This window comes from Geoalkalibacter ferrihydriticus DSM 17813 (genome assembly GCF_000820505.1).
Classification (GTDB): Bacteria; Desulfobacterota; Desulfuromonadia; order Desulfuromonadales; family Geoalkalibacteraceae; genus Geoalkalibacter; species Geoalkalibacter ferrihydriticus.
Window position 1 is genome coordinate 19,661 of the sequence record NZ_JWJD01000001.1, and the last position, 25,501, is coordinate 45,161.

Here is a 25,501-nt window from a genome sequence, read left to right on the forward strand (position 1 = left end):
GTCATTAGTGGATGTCAAAAACAATAAGAGCATTTCGGCTGCGGCCAGACTGCGGCGACTAGGGAAGAAAACGTGAAGGATAAAACGTCTGACGTGGAATTAATGACTGGTGAGACACAAAGACTCCTTCACGAACTTGAAGTCAGCCGAGCCGAACTGGAGATGCAAAATGTGGAGCTTCGTCAGTCCAGGGATGATGCGGAGAGGTTTCTTGAAAAATACTCCGACCTCTACGAATTTGCTCCGGTAGGCTACTTAACCCTTGACCGTAAAGGAACCATCACCTCCGTAAACCTCAGAGGCGCGAGCTTGTTGGGTGTTGCACGCCCTCGTCTGCTCGGCCAGCGTTTTGGATCATTAATTACGGGCCAAGACGGTCAAATTTTTACAGAATTCCTCGAATACTCATTTTGCAACCAGGATAAAACATCTTGCGAAGTCGCATTGAAAAACGAGGAAAATCGTTCGTTTTTCGTACAACTCGAAGCCATGGCAACTATTTCGGGGGAGGAGTGCGGACTTGCTCTGTTAGACATCACCGAACGCAAACTTGCCGCGGCAAATATGCGCGAATATGCAAGTCGACTGATAGCAATGGAGGAGCAGCTCAGGGTTAAACTTGCCGCGGAGTTGCACGACGAGATATGTCGCGATCTGACGGTCCTTGGCTTGAATATGGCGATCATCAACGACGCCATGACCGCTACCGCGCCGAAGAAACTCATTTCAAGAATCAAGGACTCAGTAAAAATAGTCAAAGGCATAAGCCACACAGTCAGAAACATAATGGTGGGCCTTCGACCGCCGATGCTGGACGATTTTGGCCTGCTGGCCGCCGTGCGCTGGCACGCTGATCTGTTTTCAAAACGCACAGGCGTTGAGGTTTCTATCCAAGCTGACGAACCTTTCCCACGGTTTATGGTTGAAAAGGAAACAGCTCTCTTTCGCATATCGCAAGAGGCCCTCATGAATGTTTCCAAGCATGCAAATACACAGACCGTGACGATTATGCTGAAAAACACAAACGGTATCATTTTGTTTGATATTGTAGATCAAGGAAAAGGGTTTTTAGCTGAAAAATCATCACTTAACCAGACCGGTTGCGGATGGGGAATGACAATTATGCGTGAGCGTGCCGAGTTGAATGGTGGACATTTCCATGTAGATTCTGCACCTGGAAAAGGCACCAGGATTTCTGTTGTAATGCCCTCGGAAGTTATGTAAATGCCGATAAGAATCCTACTTGCCGATGACCATGCAGTCGTACGGGAAGGCCTCCGGACGCTACTCGAAGCTCAGGGCGATATGAAAGTTGTCGGTGAAGCCGGAAACGGTCGCGAAGCGCTGAATAAAGCTGTATTGCTGAACCCGAATATTATCCTTATGGACATCGCGATGCCGGAAGTAAGTGGGATCGACGCGACGCGAATGATACTCTTGCAAGTACCTGCGGCCAAAATACTTGTTCTTTCCACGTATCATACCACTGAGTATGTAAGTCGCGCGATGCAGGCCGGGGCTCGGGCCTTTATCCACAAGGCATCGGCGGGATTCAGCGTTGTCAATGCGGTACGAGCGGTCATGAAAGGCCGTCTATATTTCAGTGATGAAATTGTTGCACCGAAATTAAAACGCACCGGGAGTCCGGTTTGCCCTAAAACGCCCCTGGAAAGCTTGAGCCGACGTGAACGCGAGACCTTACAGTTGGTCGTGGAAGGTAATACGAATGCAACGATTGCCGAAAAACTTAATGTCTCTCAAAAAAGTGTTGAAACCTATCGCAGCAGGCTTATGGTGAAACTTGACATCGATAACGTTCCCGCCCTGGTCATCTTCGCACTTCAGCACGGCGTCATCTCCCTTCCATGAAACCTGTTTTCGTCAGCTAGGTTACTGATTCTCGCTTAGGTTCATAGAAACCGATCCCATACCACTGCCCCTCTCCAGTCCCAGCCAATATTTTCTGTCGTTCACCATCATCTCCCTGCAAAAAAAACCTATGTTTGTACTGTTTACCTGACAGACAGTCATTCGGAATTAAACTAATTTCATTTAAAATATGCAGCCTTCCGGCAGCAAAACCTTAAGGAGATTATTCCATGGCCCTGGTGAAAAAATCTAACGCCCAGTTTCAAGGCACTTCCACCACTGAAGGTAAAACCTCTGCCGTTGCCGCCCGCGAGGCTGAGGCACAGCGCAAGAAGGCCCGCACCCTGGCCAAGCAGCAACAAGCTGCCGAGCGGATTGCCGCCGCCACGGGTCAGTTGTCCGCAGGGATCAATGAAGCAGCTTCCGCATCAGAAGAGTTAAAGCGCGCCTCCGACCAGATTGCAGCAGGCGCTGAAGAAGCTTCCGGCGCTGCCCAGGAATGCCTGGCCGCCTTCAAGCAAGTGGCGGTCGCCATTACCCGACAGTTGCAAAATGCAGAAGTAAGCCAGACCAAGGCTGAGGGAACACAGCAACTGGTTGCCAGAACCAGCGGTGATATCAGCCTGATGGTGACCAATGTCGGCGTTGCTGCCCAGCGTCAGAACGCTTCGGTACAGTTGGTGGCGGAACTGGAAAAACAGGCTGCCAACATTGGCGAAATCATCAAAGCGGTGGTGCGCATTGCCGACCAGACCAACCTGCTGGCCTTAAACGCCGCCATTGAAGCGGCGCGGGCCGGAAAACATGGCAAAGGCTTTGCCGTGGTGGCTGATGAAGTGAGAACCCTGGCCGAAACCTCCGAAAAAAGCGCCAAGCAGATCTCGGACCTGGTGGGACAGATCCAGCAGGAAGTACAAGTCATTGCTGAAGGGATCAGCAGTTCAGCCAAGAGTGTGGAAGGTGAGGTTGAAAACGGCAAGATCATTTCCCAGCAACTGGATCAGGTACGGCTTGACGCCCAGGAGATCGTTAAAGGCGTTGTGGAGATCGCCACGGGTGCAGCCCAATCCAGTGTTGCGGCAGAGCAGGCCCTGAAAGGTACCGAGGCCATTGCCGCAGCAGCAGAGGAACAATCAGCCGCATCGGAAGAGTCGTCCAAAACCGTTGACGAACAGACCAAAGCTTTAGCTGAGTGTGAGCAAACCGCTAAGAGCCTCTCGGAGTTAACCGAAGACCTGAAAAATTCTACCGATGTGGCCAAAAGCGCCGAGGAAGTTGCCTCAGCCGCCGAAGAGCTTTCCTCTGCCGTGTCGGAAATCAACCGCTCCGGCACCCAGATCATGGTGGCCATTGAGCAGATTCGTAAGGGAGCCGAAGTCCAGTCCTCGGCCTCAGAAGAATCAGCCGCTGCCATCTCCCAGATCGAAAAGGGAGCAGAGATCGCTCAGAACCGCGCCACCAACGGCGTGGAAAAAATTGCGGCCATTAAAAACCTGCTGGACACCAACAAAACCTCCGTTGACTCACTGATAGCAGGTATTTCCGCATCCGCCGCCAGTTCACGGGACAGCATCAGACAGATCAAGGAACTGGAACTGGTTGCCCGACGCATCGACAAGATCGTCGACGCCATCACCACTGTTTCCATCCAGACCAACATGCTGGCGGTAAACGGCTCCATCGAAGCGGCCCGGGCCGGCGAATTTGGCAAGGGTTTTGTGGTGGTGGCCACCGATATCCGCAACCTGGCCCATGATTCCGCTGAAAATGCCGACCGGATCAAGGATCTGGTCAAGGCGGTGCAGGATCAGATCGGCATGGTAGGGCGCGACCTGGACGAGATTGTCGCCACCGCCAATGCTGAAGTGGAAAAGGCCAAATCCTCAACAGCCAACCTGATCCTGATTGAAGACGACATCGCCACGGTAGAAAGCGGTCAGAAAGAAATTCTGTCTGCCTCCACCGAGATCGCCGTTGCCATAGGCCAAGTGAAAAAAGGGATCGAGCAGATCGCCTCGGCCGCCCAGGAAGCCGACAAGGCAGCAACCGAGTCAGCCACAGCAGCCAAGCAGCAGTCCCAGGGTGCAGAAGAGTTGGCAGCTGCCATAGAAGAGATTGCTTCCCTTGCCGACGAACTGCAAAGCGCCTGATAGGAGTGTGACAACATGACAACAGTTAAGCTGGAAGAACCGGAAAATCGGGAACATACCGATAATGATGAAAGCGATGATACTCAGGACTCCGATACCCGTCAGTTTGTCACCTTCATTGCCGGAGATGAGGTCTTTGCTGTGGACATGACGCCGGTTCAGGAGATCATCCGGGTACCGGACGTGGTGCGGGTTCCGTTGGCCCCGCACACTCTGGAAGGACTGGCCAATCTGCGTGGCAAGGTGCTGCCAATCATCTCCCTGCGCCGCATTTTCGGCTTCGATGAATGTGACTACAATGATTCAACCCGGGCCATCGTCATTGATCTCGGCCAACCGCTAGGGTTTGTCGTTGACCGGGTCGCAAGTGTTGTTGGTGTGGAAACGGGCAAAATTGAAGGAGTGGAGTCCATCCGCAGTACGGTGAACACCGAACTGCTCTCCGGGCTGATCAAGGATGTTGGCGGACACGCCATGATCATGGTGCTGGATTTTGCCAAACTGATCGCTCAAGAGTTTGCGGAGATAGCAGCTGTTTCCAAAAACTCGGACCTTTCCACGACCCGTTCGCAAACAACGGAAGCAGACGACGAGAAGAGCGACGACGAATTACAACTGGTCAGCTTTGAAGTGGCCGGTCAAGAATATGCCATGGCCATCGAAGATGTACAGGAGATCGTCCAGATTCCGGAAGAGATCATCCATGTGCCCCATGCAGAATCCCATGTCATGGGGGTCATGACCCTGCGTAACCGGCTGTTGCCCCTGGTCAATCTGCGCCGCATGTTTGATTTGCCCAGCCGCGAAAACGACGACCATAGCCGTATTGTTGTGGTGTCATTGGGAGCATCGTCGGTTGGCGTCGTCATGGATAGCGTCAATGAAGTTTTAAGGGTGGCAAAGACAGATGTGGACGCCATGCCGGGTCTTTTGGCCCGTGATGGTGATCTTGCGGACATTACCGAGATCTGCCGTTTGAATAATGGCAAGCGCCTGGTGTCAATCATCTCGGCCAACAACCTGTTTCGGCATTCCGCTGTGAAGGAGGCCATGACAACCGTGGAAACGATGGATAACAACAAGAATCCGGGGCACGACCCGGATAACGATGAACTGACTTCTGACGATGATGAGCAGGTGGTTGTGTTTCGGCTGGGTAAGGAAGAGTTCGGGGTGCCGATCGACAGTGTCCAGGAAATTGTCCGGGTACCTGAAGAGCTGACCCATGTGCCCAAAGCCCCCCCATTTGTGGAAGGGGTTATCAACCTTCGCGGTTCGGTGCTGCCGGTGATTGATCTGCGACGTCGCCTCGGCATGCCGGCGGTTGAACGTTCTGATAGGCAGCGTGTCATGGTGTTCCTGATTTCCGACATAAGAACCGGTTTTATCGTGGACCTGGTGGCCGAAGTACTCAAAATCCCCAAGAACGCCATTGAGCCGGCGCCGATGCTTTCCAGTGAACAGGCACGACTTGTGGCGCGCATGGCCAATCTTGAAAAACTGAAACGGATGGTTCAAATGATTGAACCTTCTCACCTGATCGACAGCGGTGATATGGCGCAGTTGGCTCAATTGGGAGGGTAACAATCTATGATCAAACTTCTCATTGTTGACGATTCAGCCCTGATGCGACGTCTGTTGAATACGCTGTTCCAGGCTGAGGGCGATTTTACGATCCAGATAGCGCATAACGGCAAAGAGGCAGTGGCGCTGAATCGTGACTTTATGCCCGATGTGGTGACCCTGGATATCAACATGCCGGAGATGGACGGCATTACCGCCCTGTCACTGATTATGGCGGAACGACCCGTGCCGGTGGTCATGGTCTCGTCCCTCACGGAAAAGGGGGCCCTGGCAACCTTTGAAGCCCTGCATCTGGGAGCTGTTGATTATGTGACCAAGCCTGGAGGGACAATTTCATTATCCCTTGAAGAGATCAGTAAAACGTTGATCAGCAAAGTGCGCGCAGCGGCCGGATCCAAGGTCAAAGGTAAGTCTTCGGCGAGGGGCCTAGCTCAGCGCTTGCGTGAAGAACGGGAAAAACCACCGACACGGCAACCGGTCATCCGACGTGGACCGGGTAACGAGGGGTTGGTGATCATCGGTGTTTCCACCGGTGGCCCCCGGACTCTTGAAGATGTTCTGCCTCTGTTGCCGGCGGACTTTCCCTGGCCGGTATTGGTGGCCCAGCATATGCCGTCTACATTTACCCGCCCTTTTGCCGACCGTATGAACGGTTTGTGTCCTCTTGCGGTTGTGGAAGCCAGCCAACCGATGCCTGTGGAGCCGGGAAAAATCTATATCGGCAAGGGCGGAGCGGACATGGTGCTGGGAAACCGCAGCGGCACATTGACGGTATTAGCCAAACCGGAACACAAAGACTACATGTGGCACCCTTCGGTGGAACTTCTGGGGCGTTCCGCTCTTGAATGTTGCGATCCATCTCGTGTGGTCGGGGTGATGCTGACCGGCATGGGGCACGACGGCGCTGATGTTTTTGCCGAGATAAAAAAACGGGGTGGGCGCACCATTGCCGAATCAGAAGAATCGTCCGTGGTTTTCGGGATGCCTGCCGAACTGATCGCACGGGGCGGGGCAAGCATTGTATTACCTTCGGATAAGGTGGCGAGACAACTGATCACCTGGGCTGGACGGTAAGCTGGATGCAAATATCGATGATGCTTTTTAGATTTTGAATAGTATTTAAAATCACTAAAGGAACAAAATGGCATTCATTAAACAGCAATCGAGCCAAATAATAGAACAGAATGAGCGAAAACACGATCGTGACTGCGCCAATCTGGTACTACAGCTTTCCGATCCCAGTCCAACAGCAAGGCGCTGGGCGGCGCGGGATCTGGCTGATTGTCCCGATTCTTCCGGCGCTCTTGTAGAACAATTACAGCGCGAACAGGACAGCTCGGTACGGGGAATAATCCTCACGACCCTTACACACTTGGGTGACGAGGAAGCTGTTTCAGGGCTGGTGAACTGTCTGCGCAGCGAAGACGCTTCGTTGCGCAACGAGGCGATTGAGGCTATGAAATTTTTACCTTCTGAAGTTGCGCCCATCATGGGCCAGCTACTCAAAGATCCGGACCCGGATGTGCGCATTTTTGCGGTCAATGTCCTTGAGTCACTGCGGCACGAACAGGTTGAGGAGTGGTTAAGAGAAGTTATTGAACATGACGCCCATGTCAATGTTTGTGCTTCAGCAGTAGATCTGCTTGGTGAAGTCGGGTCCACATATTCATGGGAAGCCTTGGAAAATCTGAAAGTAAGGTTTCCAGACGAACCATTCATCAGCTTTGCGGCCGACCTGGCCCTGAAGCGCATCCGTAGCACCTGACCCAATATGATTACGAAAACGATCAGTCAGGAAGAATTCTTGAAATTCAGGGAGTTCTTCTATCGTAAGACCGGCATCCAGTTTGAGGATTCAAAACGCTACTTCGTGGACAAGCGCCTGATCGAGCGAATCGAGGAAACGGATTCCGGCAATTTCCGCAATTATTTCATCACCCTGCGCTTTGAGGCGACCGGTGAGGAGTTTCAGAAGCTGACCAACCTGATGACGGTCAACGAGACCTATTTTTTTCGGGAGGAATACCAGTTCAAGTGTCTGGTGAACTCCATACTTCCGGAGATAACGGCAATCAAGAAAAACAAAGGACCGGTTCGAATCTGGTCGGTACCCTCTTCGTCAGGGGAAGAGCCGTACTCCATCGCCATGTATTTATTGGAATACTGGTCCGGCATCAACCAGTGGGATGTCGAGATCATCTCGTCTGATATCGATACCAGCATCATTGCTCAGGCGCGTCGCGGATATTTTTCAGACCGTTCGGTAAAGACGCTTCCAAAGAAGCTGCTTGAAAAATATTTCCGTCACAGTGGTGACGGGTTTCAAATAAGCGAGGACTTAAGGCAGTCAGTTGAATTCACCAAGGTCAATCTGATGAAACCGTCCGATGTGCGCGGTTACCGGGGTTTTGATGTGATCTTCTGCCGCAATCTGTTGATCTATTTTGATGATCTGTCACGTCGTCAGGCAGCTGATACTTTCTTCGACGCCTTAGCTCCTGGTGGTTTTCTCTGTCTTGGACATTCGGAATCCATGAGCCGTATTTCTTCGCTGTATCAGGTCCGCAAATTTTCTGATGCAGTGGTGTACCAAAAACCCATGGAGGTTCAATGAAACGGATCCTTATCGTTGATGACGCTGCTACGATGCGTATGTATTACCGCAGTATTCTTGAAGGATCCGGCTATCAGGTCCATGAAGCGGTAAATGGTATCGAAGCGATGGAGAAGTTTCTACAAGAGCCCTTTGACCTGTGCATCGTTGACGTCAACATGCCAAAGCAGGACGGATACAGTTTTTTAAGCGAACTGCGCAGCAGAGATATTTCCCAAGCTCCGGCACTGATGATCTCTACTGAAGCTGCTGCCAGTGACAGAACACGCGCCTATGCAGCGGGAGCGAATCTCTATCTGGTTAAACCGGTCAAGCCGGATGAGTTGCTGACCAATTGCCGCCTGTTGCTCGGGGAGGCTAAGCCGTGAACCCATTGCTTGAACAATTTATTTCCGAGTCTCGCGAGTCGCTGCAGGGTATCGCCGAAAAACTGATGCAGCTGGAGAAAGAGCCGAAGAGCAATGTTCTGATGACGGAACTATTCCGCTTTGTCCACACTCTGAAAGGGAACAGCGGCCTCTTCGACCTGCCTGAATTGACTCGGGTACTGCATGCTGGTGAAGATCTGATGGATGCCGTACGCAACGGCAAGGTGGCCTATTCGCCCAACCTGGCTGACCGGTTACTCGATGCCATGGACTTTGTCGGTGTGCTCTGCGACGAAATTGAAACCCAAGGTAACACAGATGTCAAACATGTCAAAAATTCCGTCCATCTGGCGGAGGGCTTGCGTCAGCTGATTGTTGTTAAAATGGTACACGCCGAGGGCGTCAGCGGCACAGTGGCCGAGGTGGTTCCGATTCTGCCCGGAGATGACACTTCTTCAATCCAGTTGCCGCTGGCAGATCTCCCGGAAGAGACCCGGATGAGAGCATACCGGGCTTCCGTCACAGGTGAACCCCTTTATTGGATTGCCTACAGTCCGGTTGAAGAGTGTTTTTTCCAGGGCGACGACCCATTTTACCAGGCTCGCCAGACACCGGGAATCCTCTGGGGAGGGATAACGGCACGCACTTCCTGGCCAACACTTGCCGAGTTGGATCCCTATTGCTGCGTGCTTGATTTCAGCATTCTCAGTAAGGCGCCGTTAGAGGATCTTCAAGAGCATTACCGCTATGTGCCGGATCAAGTCCAAATCACTCCGGTACCCAGTCAATATTTGATCCTGCCTCATGGTGACCCCAATGGCGGTCCAGTGTATGAAGATTTCGTTGCCGATGCTCTTGGGCTGTTACAGACCGGTAATTTGGAGGGTTTGATTCGCGCCTCCCGCAGCATGCTGGAGTTGTCGAACCCGGATCTATGGCTTTCTGCCGCTCTACGCTGGTTGCTGCTGGTGACCGAACTTGAGCCGGACAACGCTGTTGTTTCGCAACAAATAATTATCTCACTGCGTACCCTGACGCCGACTGCGTGGCACGAACTGGCACGAGCTGGCGATGGTACATCTGTTCCTGCACCAATCACCAACAGAAAACCGCAAGCTCCGAAATCTGAACCGACTCAACTCAGTCCGGAAGTGAAAGCAATCATCGTCGCTCAACGTGAAATACTATCAATGCCGGACAATGTCACCTGGGTGGCAGGGCGGATCAAATCTGTAGCAGCCTCTTTGTCCGCGTGCCTGCAAGCAATAGGTTGGGATGAAATCCTGCCAGGATTGGAAGCTGAGCTGCAAACGGCTCTCGCTCAGGGTTCTTCGGCTCCTCTCTTACTCTGGTTGAATAGTCAGTTTAAACATGAGCTCCCGGCAGGCAAGTCAGCTGACATCGAACAGCAAACTGACCCTGACATTAAATATGGACGACGTTCGGATGATGCCTTTGTCGGGCCAAAAAGCATCAAGGTTGATCAGACCAAGATCGATCGTCTTATGAGCCTGATTGGCGAAATGGTGGTAGCAAAGAACGCCTTGCCGTATCTGGCTGGACGTGCTGAGACCGTATTTGGGGTGCGGGATCTTTCCCGCGAGATCAAGTCTCAGTATGCAGTCATCAATCGCATCGCCGAGGAAATGCAGGACTCCATCATGCAGGTACGCATGATGCCGGTTTCTTTTGTGTTTCAGCGTTTTCCCCGTCTGGTTCGGGATACGGCCAACAAGCTGGGAAAAGAAGTCAACCTGATCCTTGAAGGTGAGGAGACTGAAGCCGACAAGAATGTTATTGAATCTCTTGGTGATCCCCTGATGCACATCGTCAGGAACAGTCTGGATCATGGCATCGAAATGCCGGAAATGCGCCGATCACTCGGCAAGCCTGCTGCAGGCACCATCCTTATCCGTGCTACCCAGGAAGCGGGCCGGGTAGATATTGAAATACGTGACGATGGCAAGGGTATTGATCCGGACGTCATCAAGCGAATGGCGTATGAAAAAGGGATTATTGACAGTGAACAGTTGGAACGGATTTCAGATCAAGATGCGGTAAACCTGGTTTTTGCCGCCGGATTTTCAACGGCTGAGGCTGTTTCCGATCTCTCCGGTCGTGGCGTCGGGATGGACGTGGTCAGGACCGCGATCGAGAAAGTTAACGGCACCATCAACCTGGAGAGTGAAAAGGGGAAAGGAACACGAATCCGCCTTTCCTTACCGCTTTCCATGGCGGTCACCAACGTCATGATCGTTGAATCAAATAATCAGATTTTTGGCGTTCCGATGGGAATTGTTGTTGAAACGGTGCGGATATCGAAGGCTGATATTCGAACGATTAAGAAGACTCAGGCGACGGTACTGCGTGGCCGAATTATACCGCTCAAATCACTTAACTTGTTACTAGGGCAGCATGTTCCTCCCAAGGCCAACGATGAGGATGAACTCGCCGTATTGATCGTTAGTCTGGGAGGTGAATCTGTCGGAATTTTTGTCGATGACTTCCGTGAAACGGTGGACATCATTCTCAAACCTATGACGGGTGTATTGGCCGGGATAACAGCTTACAGCGGCTCCGCTTTACTGGGAGACGGTTCAGTGCTGATGGTGCTGGATATGAAGGAGATAATCTGATGCCGATAACGTTCAAGAAAGACCGTGCGATTTTCAGTGAAGTCGCCGGAGGAGACGATGCGGAGAGCCTTCTGGAATGGCTGCAAAAGTACCCGAAGGGGAAAATCGACCTTAGCGCATGCACTCACCTGCAACCAGCGAATCTGCAGGTGCTGATGGCTGCAAAATGTTCCATTGTAGCCAGACCGAAGGACGAGCATCTGGCCGCGTGGATAAATACCGCACTGAAAACAAACTAGGGAGCGACAGCATGGCAAAGACCATTATGGTGGTTGATGATTCGGCAACAATGAGGTTGAGCCTCAAGTCAGGCCTGGAATTGAGCGGATTTAAGGTTGAATGCGCGGGTGATGGCGTTCTGGCCCTGAATCAACTCAGGGGCGGCGTCAAGCCCGATCTGATTATTACCGATATTAACATGCCAAATATGGGCGGACTGGAGTTCATCAAGAACCTCCGCACCCTTCCCGGGTTTCGTTTTATTCCGGTGTTGGCGCTCACAACCGAGAGTCAACAGGAGAAGAAGAATGAGGCAAAAAAATTCGGAGCAACCGGCTGGCTGGTAAAACCTGTGACCGGTCCTGATTTGGTCAAGGTCATCAGACAGGTCCTGCCAGGAGCATAATCCATGAAAATAGACACAAACCTTCCCGGCAAGATTTTAGATTTCCCTACGGGACTTTTGAGAATGTTCGCGACCTTGCTGTGCGGCATGACAATTGTTTCCGTATGTGCCTATTTTGTGCATCCCTGGGTTATCAGATTGAGTCCGTTGTCAAATGCATTTGATGTCGCGCTTACTGGAGCGCTGGCATCTATTGCGACATTTACGCTGGTTGCACTTATATACAGAAAAAAACTTACGATCATCAATCAAGATACTCATTGTAAACACAACCACTGTTCGGCTCAGCATCTTCTTATTAGAGAGAACTATATCCAGACCGTCTCAGATCTCAGCCAATATAATGCTGTGCTTGGAGGTCAATTAAGGGAAACGATCGGCCAGACCGAAACGGCGGTGATGGGAGTGGTTGGAAGGATGGTGATTATTCATGAACACAGCAGTTCTCAGGTTGACCGGATCGGTTCATCTTCCCAAAAAAGCAGTGAATTGATAACGGTTACTCAGGAACAGGTCCGTAAAAATCAACAAGTTATTCAAGCATTAAATACCTTCTCTGATAGTCAGACTGATCAATTAAGAGATAATCTTTTTCGAATTCAAAAGTTGTCAGATGAGATGGAGTTGATGCAACCGATGGTGAAAGAAATTGCGAAAATTGCCGATAACACCAATCTCTTGGCGATTAACGCGTCAGTTGAAGCTGCCCGGGCCGGAAATGCAGGCAAGGGTTTCGCGGTCGTGGCCAATGAAGTGCGCAGGCTCTCTAATCAGTCCAACAAAGTGGCGAAAGAGATTGCCGAAAGAATCACTCGTGTGACCGGACAGGCACAGATTGAGACCGAAAATGCCAGGCGGTCAATTGCCAATAATGAAGATTCACAAAAATTTACAGCTCTGGCAGGCAATTTGTCTGACATTGAAGGACGATTTAAAAACGCATCGGTTCACCTTGAAGAAATGATCAAAGGTATTGATGAAGCCAACCGGTTAATCGTCGAAGAGGTGTCGATTGTGTTGGGCGAAATACAGTTTCAGGATGTTCTTCGACAACGTTTGGAGAATGTCAACAATGGCCTTGAATGTCAGAGTGAATTTGCCGGGCAGACTCGGCTATGGCTGGAAGGGAATGCAGAATTTCCCGCCAAAAGATTGAATGATCATCTCACCGAGTTGAAGAGTAGGTATGTCATGCAGGAACAGCAGACAACCCACAATGCGATTTTGGGGGGACAAGCAGATGCGGAGTGCGGCTCCAATCAAAAAATCGAGCTTTTCTGATGAATGGGCCAGCCGAAATTATCGTCGTGACCAACCGGAAAGGCGGCACCGGGAAAACAACGACATCGGTTAATCTTGCAGCGGAATTCGCGGCACAAGGCCAACCCGTATTGTTGATTGATATGGACACCCAGGGACATTGTGCGGTAGGCGTCGATGTTACCAAACCAAAGGATTCACCAACCGTTCACAACTTGTTCCTATCGGATGATTTCCTTCTTGCCGAGGCTGTGTGTCCGACCGCCTGGCCCAATCTTCATCTCATTCCCGCCAATCCGTTATTTGAACACGGTTCCGGTGATGGAGATCAGACACGCCTTGCCAGGGCCCTGCACGATGAAGGACTGACGAAACAGTATGATCTGATCATCATAGACACCCCTCCGTCGTTTGACGGCCTCCTGATGAACGCCCTCTGTGCAGCCAGAAGCGTATTGATCCCTTTCGTGCCCCACCATCTGTCCGGAGAAGGGATCCGCAATCTGGCCCGGATCCTTTTCAGGGTAGCATCAGGACCGAATCCTGATCTGAAACTGCTGGGCCTTCTTCCGATCATGCTTGACCGGCGTATTGGTCAACACCGAAACGTCACGGATGGGGCAGCCCTTCAGTTCGGGCAGGGAAGAATGCTTTCCGGAATCCGCACCGATATCAAGCTGGCTGAATCCTTTGCTCATCGTCAACCAGTTCGTTCCTATATGCCTAATTGCAGAGGCACCGAAGATTATGCCATGGTAGCCCGTGAAATTGGTGAACGGTTGAAATCGCGTTACGAACTCCACTCAACTAAGCAAACTACGTGAGCTCCTGTATGAATACTTTAGCCGAGTTCGTACCTGAAACACAAAATGCACGGATTGTTATTGTGGACGATGATCCGGACTGTCTTAATTTTTTAAAACTTAGGTTGTTGGACTGCGGACACGAAGTTTTTTCGTTCACCAATGGTGCGGATGCTCTGGATGCTGTTGTCAGGGAACCGATCGATATTATTCTGCTGGATATCTCCATGCCGGAAGTGGATGGTATCCCGGTGTGTGATAGGATCAAACAAAATCCCAAACTCAACGGTATACCCGTCATTTTTTTGAGCGGCCAGGGCACCCCCGAAAACATAATGCGCGGATTCCGTTCCGGTGGGGTGGACTTCATCACGAAACCGTTTCAACTTGAAGAGGTGCTGGCCAGGGTCAGCGCTCACATCAGTCGGGGACGGGCAGAGGCACTGCTTCGGCAGAAGAATGATTTTCTTGAACGGATCGTCTTGGAACGTACCACCGAATTGCAAAAAGACATTGAAGAACGCCAACGTGTTGAGGCGATCCTCGCTCAGCAGATCAGGGATAATGGGGAGGCGTTCAGCTACACAATCTATGCTCTTGCAAGGGCGGCAGAAGCGAATGACGAAGACACCGGTAACCACGTACTCAGGGTTGGAGAATTCTCCGCAATCATTGCGTCTCAGCTTGGGCTTGACGACACCTTTGTTCAAGACATACATCTCCAGGCAATACTGCACGACGTAGGGAAAATACATTCTCATCCGGATATATTTAAAAAACCCGGAAAATTAACGGATGAGGAGTTCACGAAAATGAAGGAACATACGTATTCCGGAACAATGATTATCGGCACCAACGAAAAGCTGAGAGTCGGGCGCAATATTGCACTCACGCACCATGAAAAATGGGATGGCAGCGGCTATCCCCGCGGACTTGTCGGCGAGCAGATACCGATTGAGGGGAGAATTACGGCTATTGCTGATATCTACGACGCACTCAGGAGCGCACGCTCTTACAAGGCACCATTTGACCATGTTACAGCTTACAAGATCATTACGGAAGGAGACGGCCGGACCATGCCTGAACATTTTGATCCTGCGGTCTTGCAAGCCTTCAGGGAAACCGGTGACCAGTTCGAGGAAACATACGAAAGATTAAAAGGATAAGGCAAAATAGTTAGCTTAATAACATATGTAGAGAGAGGTAGAATTTATGAAGTGTTTAATAGTTGAAGATGATCATCCTTCTAGCCTGATAATGGGGAAAATGATATCCAGATACGGCTCCTTTGATGCCGTTGTTAACGGCACTGAGGCGATTGAGCGGTTCCGGATTGCCCATGAGTCCGGCAGCCCCTATGACCTGATTTTAATGGACATAATGATGCCTGAAACCGATGGCTTGCGGTCCGCGCTGGCGATCAGGGAAATTGAAGCACACAGAAACATCTCTTTGACGGACAGGGTAAAGGTCATCATGACGACTGCACTGGATGACCCTCGCACGGTCATGAAAGCATTATACGAGTCAGATGCCAATTCGTATCTTGTCAAACCTATCAGATTGCAGAAACTTGAGGATGAATTGCGGGCGCTAAATCTTATTTCTTAAAATCACTATTGATTTCGCCCCGTAATGTTTTATATTTGGTCTAATTTAAGCAAATCTTTGCAAAACTAGGTGGTTAGCCATGGAGTATAAGCCTCAAAATTTGATGGACCGTCTAAAACATGAGACGCAACTGCTACACACCCGGCTGGAAAATCTACCATTTTTTGCGGCCCTCGCTAATGGAACCCTACCGCTTGCCTCATACATGAATCAACTCCGAGCATTCGCAACAGCATTCGGTACACTCGAGCATGCAAAAACATCCTTACAGGAGCCGGCCATTCGTGCACTGCTTGAAGTCGGAGAGAGTCGGTTCACGCATCTTCTGCGCGACCTTGGTTGTTTTGGCGATAAGATGATTCCGGAAATCATCGGCGTAAAGTGCCATGCTGATGCCATGGCAGCCAGAATACGGCTTCTGGGTTTAGAAGACCCAGTAGCCTTGCTGGGTTATGTGTATGTCCTGCAAGGTACCACACTGGGCAACCGGGTTCACCTTCCGGACATACAACGAATATGCACTGTAGAAAAGACAGGTGGAGATGAGTTTTATACAGGATATGGCGATCGAACCGATGAATTTTGGCATGTCTTTGCCAGTCTCATGAACAGTTTTGGCTGGGGGGATGAAACAAACGAACGGATTCTCACCGCAGCCCGTGAGGCATTCTGTTTTCTGGAAGACATCCACACCGCTCTCTTTCCGTTGCCTGAAGCCGACAGCATGATGTTTTCTGCTACCAGCATAAATCCGGAAGCAGGAAACCATGCCGTGCCATCTGATAAACGAGAACTGGTGGCGGCACTAACGGCAGGACGTTTATGCCGCGAGGAATTCCCCTATTTTGAAGCACGATATGGTGATCGCGGGAATCGTTTCACTGATAGTGATGCCGCCTGGCTGGCAACACTTGCACAACTCACCCCTCCACTCATAATCTCTCAAACTGCCTGGCTCGGAGGCGTTCTTGCCAGTCGGGGCATGCCACGCATCACCTTGGAGCGCCAGCTTATCTACCTTTATGAAGAATTGGTAAAGGCTGTTCCTGACAAACAGTCTGACTATAGCCGGCTCATGGAAGCGGTACTGTGGCTTAAAAATGAACGTCTCAGGCACATCTCCGCAGAAACGTTCGACACTTTATGTCATGCCTTTGCTGCGATGACGGATGGTGAATCAGGCGGAAGAATGAAAGGAACGGGTTTAATCATCGTTTCGGCTGTCAGCGATGAAAAAGCCGGAATAGCCGCAGCTGTTGCAAGTGTCGAGTCGTGGCTGACAGATGTTGAACGTTTCAGCGCGAAATGGTGTACGGCGGTGCGAGAGACAATTGCCCAGGCTCGATCAGTTGCGGTTTAGAGGGGTTGCGCTTGAAAACAGAAACCGTAACTGGACATTCGAAACGAGAGTGTGAGGCATGATTGACGAATTACTCGCCAGTTGTCCCAACCTCCCTAAAGTATCATCTGAACCTCCGAAGCCTATTCAAGTGCGACTGACTGACTGCTGGAACATGTGAACCGCCAGTTCGAAAAGAATCTGAAAATCAAGGAACTGATCGGGCGCAACCCTCTCGATTTGATGCGGGGCAATCATTTCAACCACGCCCACTCATGAGCCTCAAGCCAATTAACCCGAACAACGTACCGGATCAATTTGAAACAGCAGCGCTGAAAGCGTTTGAAGATGGCGAACTTGAAGTCAATTTTCGGTCGGCATTTCGATACCCTGAGGGTCATTCAATTAAAGCAGTCTCTCCAGGGCGTTTCCGAGAATGACATTGTTGACGCCCATTCCAATGTACCCTGTCTGGCCATAGGTGTCGTATAGGGTGATTTTTTCGGCCAGATCGGCCAGTTCGTTCTCCCTGCCACTGTAATTCTCTTGATTCTCAATAAGATACCTTATCTGCTGTGCCAGGTAGTCCGGCAAGTCCTGTTCGGCCTGGGCGGCGTCCAAGGCCTCCTTTAAACGGTCAAATACGGTCATTTTTCCTCCTCCAGCCAGCGCAAGGTTCGGGCGATGTCCTCATGGTCGTATGCCCATTTGCAACAGCCGGCCTCAGCGTACACATCGTATTCGCGAACCTGCGCCAAGAGAATTTCGACCAAATATTCCTTCTCCTGATAGGTTTCAGGATTACCGGCAACCGCCAGCACCGGGTCGGCAAGCCATTTAGGTAGTTCCCCATGCCGGTATTGCTGGTTTGTTGCTTCTTCCAGATCTCTGAATAGCTGACTCATGGTGTGCTCCTTTCCTTGTTGCGCAGTGCGCTTAGAATGTCCGTGACCGCATTCCAGTCCACGTCCGGCGTCATGTGGCACCAGGACAGGCGTATCGAACTCTCCACCTGCCCGGGAGAACGCCCCATCGCCATCAGCACGTGGCTTGGCAAGCGTGTGTGGGAAGTGCAGGCCGAGGTGCTGGATACGGCAATGATGCGCTTTAGCGCATTGATAGCCATATCCGAACTGATGCCCGGCAGCGAAACATTGATGACATGCGGTAAGGTGCAGGCATCGTCGCCATTTTGTTCCGCTCCGAGCGAAGCAAGCGCAGTGCGCACCCTGTTGCGGAAGGTGAGGCACTTGGCGCGGCGCTCGTCATGGTCCCGTACGGCCAGTTTGGCTGCCTCGCCCAACCCGGCGATGAGGGGGACCGGCAGGGTACCCGGTCTCAACCCCTGCTCCTGGTCTCCGCCGAACATGAGGGAGCGCAAGGGGGGAAACTGCTTGTCGATCTTGCGCGCAATCAGCGCGCCGATGCCCTTGGGGCCATAGATCTTGTGTCCGCTGAGCGAGATCATATTGATGCGGCGATTGCGTAACGGCTCGAAGTCCTTGCCGAACCCCTGGGCCGCATCCACGTGCCACCAGGCATCATGGTCGGCAAGGATATGGGCCGCTGCCGCGAGCGGCTGCAAAACCCCGGTCTCATTGTTGGCCTGCATGGTCGACACGAGAAGGGTGTCGAGCCGAAGAGCATCAGCCAGATGCTGCGGGTCGAAGCGTCCGTCCGTTCCGACCGGCAGGATCTCCACATCAAAGCCTTGGCTCGCCAACTCTTCGCACGGCTCAAGTACCGCCTTGTGTTCGATGGCCGTGGTGATGATGTGCCGGCGCCCGCTCAACCTGCCTGCCTGCGCCAGGCCGAGAATGGCGAGATTGTTGCTTTCCGTGGCGCCGCTGGTAAAGAGCACCTCGTCGGGTCGCGCGTCGACCACCTGGGCCACCTGACGACGAGCGTGCTCGACCGCGGTTAAGGCGAAGACCCCGTAGTCGTGGATGGGGCTGGCGGCATTACCGAAATCCCTTTCCACAAACCTGGTTACGATTGCCGTAACGGAAGGTTCTACCGGCGTGGTTGCATTACAGTCGAGATATATTGCCATGCGCTAACCTCCATCTGTTTGCAGTCATGATAAGCGATAGCTGTGTATATTGAAAATATATTGTTTATATGATAACGATCTGTTTAATAGATCTGAAAAAGGAATGACCGAAATGGACCTGCGACAATTGAAATTTTTTCTCGAGGTGGCGCACTCTGAAGGTTTTACGAAAGCGGCCGAGAGACTTCACATCGCCCAGTCAGCCCTCAGCATTGCCATTAAAAAGCTCGAGGATGAGTTGGAGGTTGAACTCTTCAATCGCCGGAACAGAAGGGTCTCTCTCACAGCAGAAGGCGAAGCGCTTGCGTTTCACGCCAAAGAGATTTTTCAGGGTGTCGCCAGGGCCCGCCAGGAGATTGCCGATCTTCGCGGGCTGCTCAAAGGGGAGGTGCGGGTCGGACTGACACCGATGCTGAGTAGTTTTTTCTTTCCGAAAATCATTTCATCCTTCAAGCAGAGGTATCCTGCTCTCCAGATATCCATAGACGGGGAGAGCGCTGGGACGATCCAGCGCAAGATCGAAACGGGCGAGATTGACATGGGGATCATCGCGGGCAGCGTACCGGAAGGTTTGGATTCCCACCATCTGGTGCGAGAGGAAGTGGTGGCCGCCGTATGCGGCAGCCACCCCTATGCAAAGATGAAGAAATGTGCCCTGGACAAATTGCTCTCCGAACCCATGATCCAGTTCAAGAGCGGCTATTATCTGCGGGAAATGATCGATGAGCTGGCTGCCAAGGAGGGGATAGCGCCGCTTATCATGGCCGAATCCAATCTCTTCTACATGGTCAGAAATCTGGTCAAAGAAGAGCTTGGGCTTGCTTTCCTGCTCAAGATGGCCGTTGCCAAGGAAGCCGATCTGGCGGTGGTCTCCTGTGATCCCCCGCTTTTTTTGGATCTCTTCATCGCCTGGAAGAAGAACGGTCGACTTTCTCCGGCCAATCGGGCTTTTGTGAATTATCTCATCCAGGAGGTGGATGAATATTACCAGCTAATTCAGGCCGCAGGCACGTTTCCGTTGCCATAAGGCTTAAGCAGCCGGGAGGAATTGAGCAGGATGCCGATGTCCGGAATTGCCTGAAGGGCGGCTGCAAGGGGCAGGGGGAGCAGTCCCGTAGCAGCCAGGGACAAACCGGCGAGATTGTAGACGGCGGTAAAGCCGAGGTTCAGATGCACCACGCCCAGGGTGCGCCGGGAGATGGCAAAGAGTTCGGGAACCAGTCGCCAGTCTTCGCGCATCAGCGCCATGTGGGCCGCCTCGATGGCGATGTCGCTGCCGGCTGCGCCCATGGCGATGCCGACATCGGCCTGGGCCAGCGCCGGAGCGTCGTTCACCCCGTCTCCCACCATCACGACGATATGCCCCTGCTGCTGATACGCGCGCACAATGGCGATCTTGTCCTGGGGCAGCAAAGAGGCACGATAGGCAATGCCGAGGGGCTTGGCCAGAGACGCGGCGGCTTGCGGATTGTCGCCGGTGATCAGTTCGACCTGATGTAACCCCAGCGCCCTGATTTGCGCAAAGGCCGCCGGTACTTCCTCGCGGATGGTATCGGCGGCGGCCAGCATGCCGACGATTTTCCCTTCAAGGCTGACAAACAGCAGGGTTTTACCCTGTTCCAGCAAATCGACCGCCTCGGGCAGCCGCGCCCCTTCGGGGATCATGGAGCTGTTGCCCACCACCACTTCGCGTCCCGCGATCCGCGCTCTGACTCCTTGTCCGGGCACGGCTTCAAACTCTTGCGGTTTTTCAACCGGTACACCGCGTGCCGCAGCGGTCAGGCGCACCGCTTCGGCCAGCGGGTGTTCGGAGTCGCGCTCGGCGGCCGCGGCCAGCGACAGAATTTCCTCCGCGCTGAGATCATCCAGGGGCACGATGTCCGTTATCTGCGGACGCCCCAGGGTGAGGGTTCCGGTCTTATCGATGAGCAGGACATCGGCGCGTTTGAGAATTTCCAGATACTTTCCACCCTTGATCAGAATCCCCTGCCGCGCCGCGGCCCCGATGGAGGCGATCATGGCGATGGGCGTGGCCAGGGCAAAAGAGCAGGAGCAGGCCACCACCAGAACCGCAGCCGTTGCCAGCGCATTGCGGGTGAAAAAGAAGGTCAGGGCGGCGATGGTCAATACGATGGGCAAAAAATAACTCGAGAACCGGTCCGCCAGACGCTGCACCTCGCCGCGCCGGCTTTCGGCTTCCTCCACCAGCGTTACGACTCGGCCGAAGGTGGTGTCCGCCCCGATCTTGAGCGTTTGAATCCGCAGACTGCCCAGCCGGGCGATGGACGAAGCGAACACCTGGGTGCCGGGGGCTGCCTCCACCGGCATGGATTCGCCGGTAATGGCGCTCTGATCCACCGTTGCCTGTCCACCGATTACCTCGCCGTCCACAGGGATTTTTTCTCCTGGGCGAACGATGACCGCTTCACCGATGGAAACCTCTTCGGCCGGCACCTCGATTTCCACCCCGTTGCGCTCGACACGTGCCGTTTGCGGACTCAGGGCGGCCAGCGCTTTGACCGCATGGCGTGCCCTTTCGGCGGCAAAGCTCTCCACGTATTCGCCGATTCGCATGAAAAAGACGACGATGGTGGCCGCCGGCCATTCGCCGACCACGATGGCGGCCGTCATGCCGAAGGTCATCAGGGTGTGTGCAATAATCCGCCCCTGCCAGGCGGCTTTGACGACGTTGCGAAAAATGGGATAGCCGCCCAGGCCGATGACGAGAAGCCACAGCGGCCAGGGCACTTGGCGCGTCACCGCTTCGAGCAGTCCGAACCACTCTCCCACCACCACCACAAACAGCACCGTGCCGAAAACCCCTCCGAACAGGATCAGCACGCGCCGGCTGAAATCGCCCAGCGGGGTGTCGCTGGCATCGTCTGCCGACTGCTGTTCCAGAGCGTAGCCCGCCTGCTCCACGGCGCGGCGAATCCGGGCGGGATCGGTCTGCGCGGGGTCAAAGCGGATCAGCGCTTTTTGCGCCGCCATCAGGACATCCACCGAGGCAACGCCGGGAACGGCCTCAACGGCCTGTCGGACATGTCGCGCACATTCAGCGCAGTCGAGACCCTTGATGCGAAGATCCATGGACTTTAAAGAGGGCATGTGCTGGGCGTTGGTCATAGGTTCTTGTTTGCCAAATGCAGGTTGCCTGCTTCAAAAACCGCGGCTTGCCGAGTCTGCGTAAAATCTGGAATGGACCGACTTTGTCGCGCTGGCTGGGTGTGCATTTTTTACGCAGTTTCTGATGAATGTCAAATTCGTTATGACAAGGCGCGGGGCACGGGGGATCAGCGCCGTTGATTGCCAGGCTCCCAAAGGGCGTTGCGCAGCGACTCTGATAGAGTTACGGGGTTTCTGTTTCTTCCTCAGTGGCGGTTGCCGTTACCTTGCCGTTCTTGAGCGCCATCTCGATTTCTTTACGGTAGCGTTGGTAGTCCGGCGAGTCCGGCCGTGAATAGTTGAGGTTTTTGAACAGACCGGTCAGGCGGGTGTAGAACTGACGAACAGCGTCCTTGTCGGGCAGATCCGGCACTTGGTCGATGGCCCGCACCAAAAGGCTGAAGTCTTTCTTCTGGCGCTCAAGGGGCACCGAGACATCCACCGGGTCGAAGGCATCCTGCTGCAGGTACACCATGTCCACAAACCTGGTCTGCTGGTGGATGATGAAATCTTCCAGCGAGACACCTTCCTCGCCGGTGACCTGCATCATTTGCTGCACGGCGTCGCCGGTCTTGAGCAGCGCGATCATGCGTTCGACGCGCTCGGTCCAGTCGGAAGCGATCTCGCGATTGAACCAGGGGGCCAGCTGTTGCAGGTAGCGCGACCAGGACTGCAGCGGGTCCACCGCCGGGTAGAAGCGCTTGTAGGCCCGGTCGGAGGAGAGGCCGAGAAACGTTTTGACGGTGGCGAGGGTGGATTGCGTGACCGGCTCCTCGAAATTACCACCTGCCGGCGAAACGGTGCCGATCATGGTCAGGCTGCCTTCGCGGTCGTCGGCCGTGCGAATGATGCCGGCACGCTCGTAGACCCCGCGGATGGCGGAGTCCAGGTAGGCAGGAAAGGCTTCTTCCCCGGGGATCTCCTCCATGCGCCCCGATGTCTCGCGCATGGCCTGGGCCCACCGCGAGGTGGAGTCGGCGATCACCAGGACGTTCAGGCCCATCTGGCGATAGTACTCGCCCAGGGTGATGCCGGTGTAGATGGAGGCCTCGCGGGCAGCCACGGGCATGGAGGAGGTGTTGCAGATGATGACGGTGCGGTCCATCAGCGGACCTCCGGTGAGCGGATCTTTGAGCTTGGGAAATTCGTGGATGGTTTCCACCACTTCGCCGGCGCGTTCCCCGCAGGCCACGACGATCACGATGTCGACTGCGGAAAAGCGGCTGATGAGATTTTGCAGGACGGTTTTGCCGGCGCCGAAAGGACCGGGAATGCAGGCGGTGCCGCCCAGGGCGATGGGAAAGAAGGTGTCGATGAGGCGCAGGGAAGTCACCAGGGGTTTGCTGGGATACTGACGCTGACAGCGGTTGGTGCGCAGCAGATCCTCCGGAATGGGGCGGCGCACCGGCCAACGCTGCATCATTGACAGCGAGCGCTCCGGTGCATTGGCTCTGCCTGTCTCGCGGATACTGGCAATCGGTGCGTCCACCGTCAGGTTGCCTTGCTGGATCCAGGTCACTTCCACTTCGCCGCGCTGGTCGAAAGGCACCATGATGCGATGAGTGAAACGGCCTTCCTGCACGGTGCCCAGGGTATCGCCCGCCCGCAGGCGGTCGCCGGTTTTCACGCAGGAGACAAAGGACCACTTTTGCTGACGGTCGAGGGCGTCGATGGAGGCACCGCGCGGCAGGAACACGCCATGGCGTTCTGCGATCTTCACCAGCGGGTTCTGTAACCCGTCAAATACCTGTGCAAGCAAACCCGGCCCCAGTTCGACCGACAACATTTCCCCGCTCAACTCCACGCGATCCCCTACCGCCAGGCCACGGGTTTCCTCGAACACCTGTACCGTGGCAATCCGACCGCGTACCCTGAGCACTTCCGCCTGCAGCTTTTCGCCGCTCTGGGGCGTCAGATACACCACCTCGTTTTTCATCAGATCGATGCGCTCTTCAGCCGCTCCGACCTCGATATCCACAATATTGCCGGAGACCGCACGCACCCTGACGTTGATGTCAATCTGTTCACTTGCGGGATTCATGTCAGGGCCTCCAGGGAGATGGGTGAGTCCTCCAGGGCATGAGCGACCAGCGAATCGAAATGCGTCAAGGCTTTCTCGGTCTGTCGGTGGATATAGCGGTGCAGAATTTCCCAGCGCATGACGTACAGTGCGACGGCGTCAAAGCCAAAGCCATGACGGTCATCGACGCGGTCGAGTCTTTTCCAGGACTCCATGATCATCAGGTTCTCCAGTGCCATCGGTTCATTGGCTTGCAGATGCTTGCTTGCCTGTGCGATCCAAGGGTAGAGATGCTCCAGGCCAAAAGAGGGGTCGCTGAAGTGATTTTCGATGTGCTTTACAAAACGTCCGATTCCCCAGGGCTGGTCGCGTGGCAGCGGCTCGTTACGGACCCGGCGCCGCAGGGCTGCGGCAAAGGTGCGCATTTCCAGCCGCTCAAGAATAATCACCCGCAAAAAATCGCTGTCGACCGCCTCCAGGGCAGTGCTTGCCCGTTCGATCATCTGCGCGTCGCTCAGGTCGATGGGCAGATGCACCCAGTGCAGAGCGATATCCAGAGTGTGCAGCCGGTCTCTGTCCTCAGGCGTCAGCCATTTCAGGTGGTTTTTGAGCTTCAGGCGCGTGATCGGCAACTGCGTTCTCGCTCCCGGAACCGGCAGATGCGGCAGGCTGGCCAGCAACGTGGTGTAGGGTTCGTCGACAGGCATTAGTGCACGATTCCTTCGAGCAGCGCACGAAAGCGTGGTTGCAGATGCGCCATCAGCAGGGCGGTTACCGCGTCGACGGTCAGGTCGATCTCCATCTCGCCTTCGTTCAGACGTAGGCGCAGCCCCTTCTGTTCGTCTTCAGACACCGAAAAAGTGATGCCCTCACGCAACATTTCTTCGGCCATGACCAGGACGAAGTGGCTGAGGGTGCCTTCTTTGAGTTGTTCGGGATGGCGGCGCAGTTCCTCAATCCCGATCACGTCGCGCGGCAGCACCACTTCGCCGCGCTGGGCCTCGTCCAGTTGCACGCCTTCGCGCACGCGCCCGACGAGTTCCAGGATGAGTTTTTCCAGCAGGGCCTCGTCGGAAAGTTCGCGGCTGACCAGGCGGCCCACCTGTGCGGTGAACTGTGCCGAGAGGTGGGCCTTGAGATCGAGAACCGTATCGCGCGCGGCCACCTGCAGGGCTTCGTGCGTAGAGCGTTTCAGGCGTTCGCTCGCTTCGCGGGCTTTGGCAAGAATCCGGTCGGCTTCCTCCTGCGCCTGACCCACCAGCCACTCGGCCCGGTGTTCGGCATCGTGAACGATAAGTTCGGCCTCCTGCCGACCCTTTGCGATACCCTCATCGCGCAAGCGCTCGATCAGGGTCTCGACGCCGTTGCTTAAAGGCATGGCGTGAGTGTTGTTGCTCATGGCTG

The 25,501-nt window shown here is 53.8% G+C and carries 24 protein-coding genes; 17 read left to right on the top strand and 7 right to left on the bottom strand.

Annotated elements, in window-relative coordinates; all coding sequences use genetic code 11:
- Nucleotides 1-72: 72 nt before the first annotated feature.
- The 16 genes from GFER_RS00100 (at nucleotide 73) to GFER_RS00175 (ending at nucleotide 16,880) form a co-directional block, all read left to right on the top strand.
- A complete protein-coding gene (locus GFER_RS00100) occupies nucleotides 73-1,224 on the top strand; it encodes a PAS domain-containing sensor histidine kinase (RefSeq protein ID WP_040094969.1) in 1,152 nt (383 codons plus the stop codon).
- The gene (locus GFER_RS00105; protein WP_040094971.1) at nucleotides 1,225-1,869 is read left to right on the top strand and encodes a response regulator; all 645 of its coding nucleotides are present in this window, start codon (nucleotides 1,225-1,227) and stop codon (nucleotides 1,867-1,869) included.
- Between the two features lie 230 nt (nucleotides 1,870-2,099).
- Nucleotides 2,100-4,019, top strand: coding sequence for a methyl-accepting chemotaxis protein (locus tag GFER_RS00110; RefSeq protein ID WP_040094974.1), 1,920 nt, complete (start codon nucleotides 2,100-2,102; stop codon nucleotides 4,017-4,019).
- 15 nt (nucleotides 4,020-4,034) lie between these two features.
- Nucleotides 4,035-5,603, top strand: coding sequence for a chemotaxis protein CheW (locus GFER_RS00115; RefSeq protein ID WP_040094975.1), 1,569 nt, complete (start codon nucleotides 4,035-4,037; stop codon nucleotides 5,601-5,603).
- A gap of 6 nt (nucleotides 5,604-5,609) precedes the next feature.
- On the top strand, nucleotides 5,610-6,677 hold the full coding sequence (locus tag GFER_RS00120) for a protein-glutamate methylesterase/protein-glutamine glutaminase (protein ID WP_040094976.1): 1,068 nt from the start codon (nucleotides 5,610-5,612) through the stop codon (nucleotides 6,675-6,677).
- 67 nt (nucleotides 6,678-6,744) lie between these two features.
- The gene (locus GFER_RS00125) at nucleotides 6,745-7,368 is read left to right on the top strand and encodes a HEAT repeat domain-containing protein (RefSeq protein WP_040094978.1); all 624 of its coding nucleotides are present in this window, start codon (nucleotides 6,745-6,747) and stop codon (nucleotides 7,366-7,368) included.
- A gap of 6 nt (nucleotides 7,369-7,374) precedes the next feature.
- Complete coding sequence (locus GFER_RS00130; protein WP_040094980.1) at nucleotides 7,375-8,217, top strand: CheR family methyltransferase; 843 nt, start codon at nucleotides 7,375-7,377, stop codon at nucleotides 8,215-8,217.
- Nucleotides 8,214-8,585: a response regulator transcription factor gene (locus tag GFER_RS00135; protein WP_040094981.1), complete on the top strand. Its 372-nt coding sequence runs from the start codon at nucleotides 8,214-8,216 to the stop codon at nucleotides 8,583-8,585. Before GFER_RS00130 ends, GFER_RS00135 begins: the two co-directional genes overlap by 4 nt.
- Nucleotides 8,582-11,221 carry a chemotaxis protein CheA gene (locus tag GFER_RS00140; RefSeq protein ID WP_040094983.1) on the top strand — a complete coding sequence of 880 codons (2,640 nt, stop codon included), beginning with the start codon at nucleotides 8,582-8,584 and terminating at the stop codon, nucleotides 11,219-11,221. The genes GFER_RS00135 and GFER_RS00140 overlap by 4 nt, the downstream gene beginning before the upstream one ends.
- Complete coding sequence (locus tag GFER_RS00145) at nucleotides 11,221-11,460, top strand: hypothetical protein (RefSeq protein ID WP_040094984.1); 240 nt, start codon at nucleotides 11,221-11,223, stop codon at nucleotides 11,458-11,460. Before GFER_RS00140 ends, GFER_RS00145 begins: the two co-directional genes overlap by 1 nt.
- A gap of 11 nt (nucleotides 11,461-11,471) precedes the next feature.
- Nucleotides 11,472-11,846 carry a response regulator gene (locus tag GFER_RS00150; protein ID WP_040094986.1) on the top strand — a complete coding sequence of 125 codons (375 nt, stop codon included), beginning with the start codon at nucleotides 11,472-11,474 and terminating at the stop codon, nucleotides 11,844-11,846.
- A gap of 3 nt (nucleotides 11,847-11,849) precedes the next feature.
- Nucleotides 11,850-13,127, top strand: coding sequence for a methyl-accepting chemotaxis protein (locus tag GFER_RS00155; protein WP_040094988.1), 1,278 nt, complete (start codon nucleotides 11,850-11,852; stop codon nucleotides 13,125-13,127).
- Nucleotides 13,127-13,930 carry a ParA family protein gene (locus GFER_RS00160; protein ID WP_040094989.1) on the top strand — a complete coding sequence of 268 codons (804 nt, stop codon included), beginning with the start codon at nucleotides 13,127-13,129 and terminating at the stop codon, nucleotides 13,928-13,930. Before GFER_RS00155 ends, GFER_RS00160 begins: the two co-directional genes overlap by 1 nt.
- 8 nt (nucleotides 13,931-13,938) lie before the next feature.
- Entirely contained in the window at nucleotides 13,939-15,075 is a 1,137-nt protein-coding gene (locus GFER_RS00165; RefSeq protein WP_040094990.1) for an HD domain-containing phosphohydrolase, read from the top strand.
- Nucleotides 15,076-15,121: 46 nt separating this feature from the next.
- The gene (locus GFER_RS00170) at nucleotides 15,122-15,520 is read left to right on the top strand and encodes a response regulator (RefSeq protein WP_040094992.1); all 399 of its coding nucleotides are present in this window, start codon (nucleotides 15,122-15,124) and stop codon (nucleotides 15,518-15,520) included.
- A gap of 79 nt (nucleotides 15,521-15,599) precedes the next feature.
- Nucleotides 15,600-16,880, top strand: coding sequence for a biliverdin-producing heme oxygenase (locus tag GFER_RS00175; protein ID WP_040094993.1), 1,281 nt, complete (start codon nucleotides 15,600-15,602; stop codon nucleotides 16,878-16,880).
- Between the two features lie 384 nt (nucleotides 16,881-17,264).
- Here the strand turns inward: GFER_RS00175 and GFER_RS00180 are convergent, their stop codons facing one another.
- Genes GFER_RS00180 through GFER_RS00190 form a run of 3 tightly spaced genes read right to left on the bottom strand, consistent with a single transcriptional unit; the run spans nucleotide 17,265 to nucleotide 18,912 of the window.
- On the bottom strand, nucleotides 17,265-17,510 hold the full coding sequence (locus tag GFER_RS00180) for a GSU3529 family protein (protein WP_040094996.1): 246 nt from the start codon (nucleotides 17,508-17,510) through the stop codon (nucleotides 17,265-17,267).
- Nucleotides 17,507-17,764: a GSU3529 family protein gene (locus GFER_RS00185; RefSeq protein WP_040094998.1), complete on the bottom strand. Its 258-nt coding sequence runs from the start codon at nucleotides 17,762-17,764 to the stop codon at nucleotides 17,507-17,509. The genes GFER_RS00180 and GFER_RS00185 overlap by 4 nt, the downstream gene beginning before the upstream one ends.
- Nucleotides 17,761-18,912, bottom strand: a complete 1,152-nt coding sequence (locus tag GFER_RS00190; RefSeq protein WP_040095000.1) for a cysteine desulfurase family protein — start codon at nucleotides 18,910-18,912, stop codon at nucleotides 17,761-17,763. The genes GFER_RS00185 and GFER_RS00190 overlap by 4 nt, the downstream gene beginning before the upstream one ends.
- A gap of 112 nt (nucleotides 18,913-19,024) precedes the next feature.
- Here GFER_RS00190 and GFER_RS00195 point away from each other — a divergent pair, with 112 nt between their 5' ends.
- Complete coding sequence (locus GFER_RS00195) at nucleotides 19,025-19,939, top strand: LysR family transcriptional regulator (RefSeq protein WP_040095003.1); 915 nt, start codon at nucleotides 19,025-19,027, stop codon at nucleotides 19,937-19,939.
- On the opposite strand, the gene GFER_RS00200 is transcribed toward GFER_RS00195, so the two are convergent.
- The 4 genes from GFER_RS00200 to GFER_RS00215 form a co-directional block, all read right to left on the bottom strand.
- Nucleotides 19,909-22,038, bottom strand: coding sequence for a heavy metal translocating P-type ATPase (locus GFER_RS00200; RefSeq protein ID WP_200889271.1), 2,130 nt, complete (start codon nucleotides 22,036-22,038; stop codon nucleotides 19,909-19,911). The two genes, GFER_RS00195 and GFER_RS00200, sit on opposite strands and share 31 nt — an antisense overlap.
- Nucleotides 22,039-22,261: 223 nt before the next feature.
- Nucleotides 22,262-24,118, bottom strand: coding sequence for a V-type ATP synthase subunit A (locus GFER_RS00205; RefSeq protein ID WP_052445801.1), 1,857 nt, complete (start codon nucleotides 24,116-24,118; stop codon nucleotides 22,262-22,264).
- Nucleotides 24,115-24,804, bottom strand: a complete 690-nt coding sequence (locus GFER_RS00210; RefSeq protein ID WP_052445802.1) for a hypothetical protein — start codon at nucleotides 24,802-24,804, stop codon at nucleotides 24,115-24,117. Before GFER_RS00210 ends, GFER_RS00205 begins: the two co-directional genes overlap by 4 nt.
- Complete coding sequence (locus GFER_RS00215; protein ID WP_040095005.1) at nucleotides 24,804-25,496, bottom strand: hypothetical protein; 693 nt, start codon at nucleotides 25,494-25,496, stop codon at nucleotides 24,804-24,806. The genes GFER_RS00210 and GFER_RS00215 overlap by 1 nt, the downstream gene beginning before the upstream one ends.
- Nucleotides 25,497-25,501: the final 5 nt, after the last annotated feature.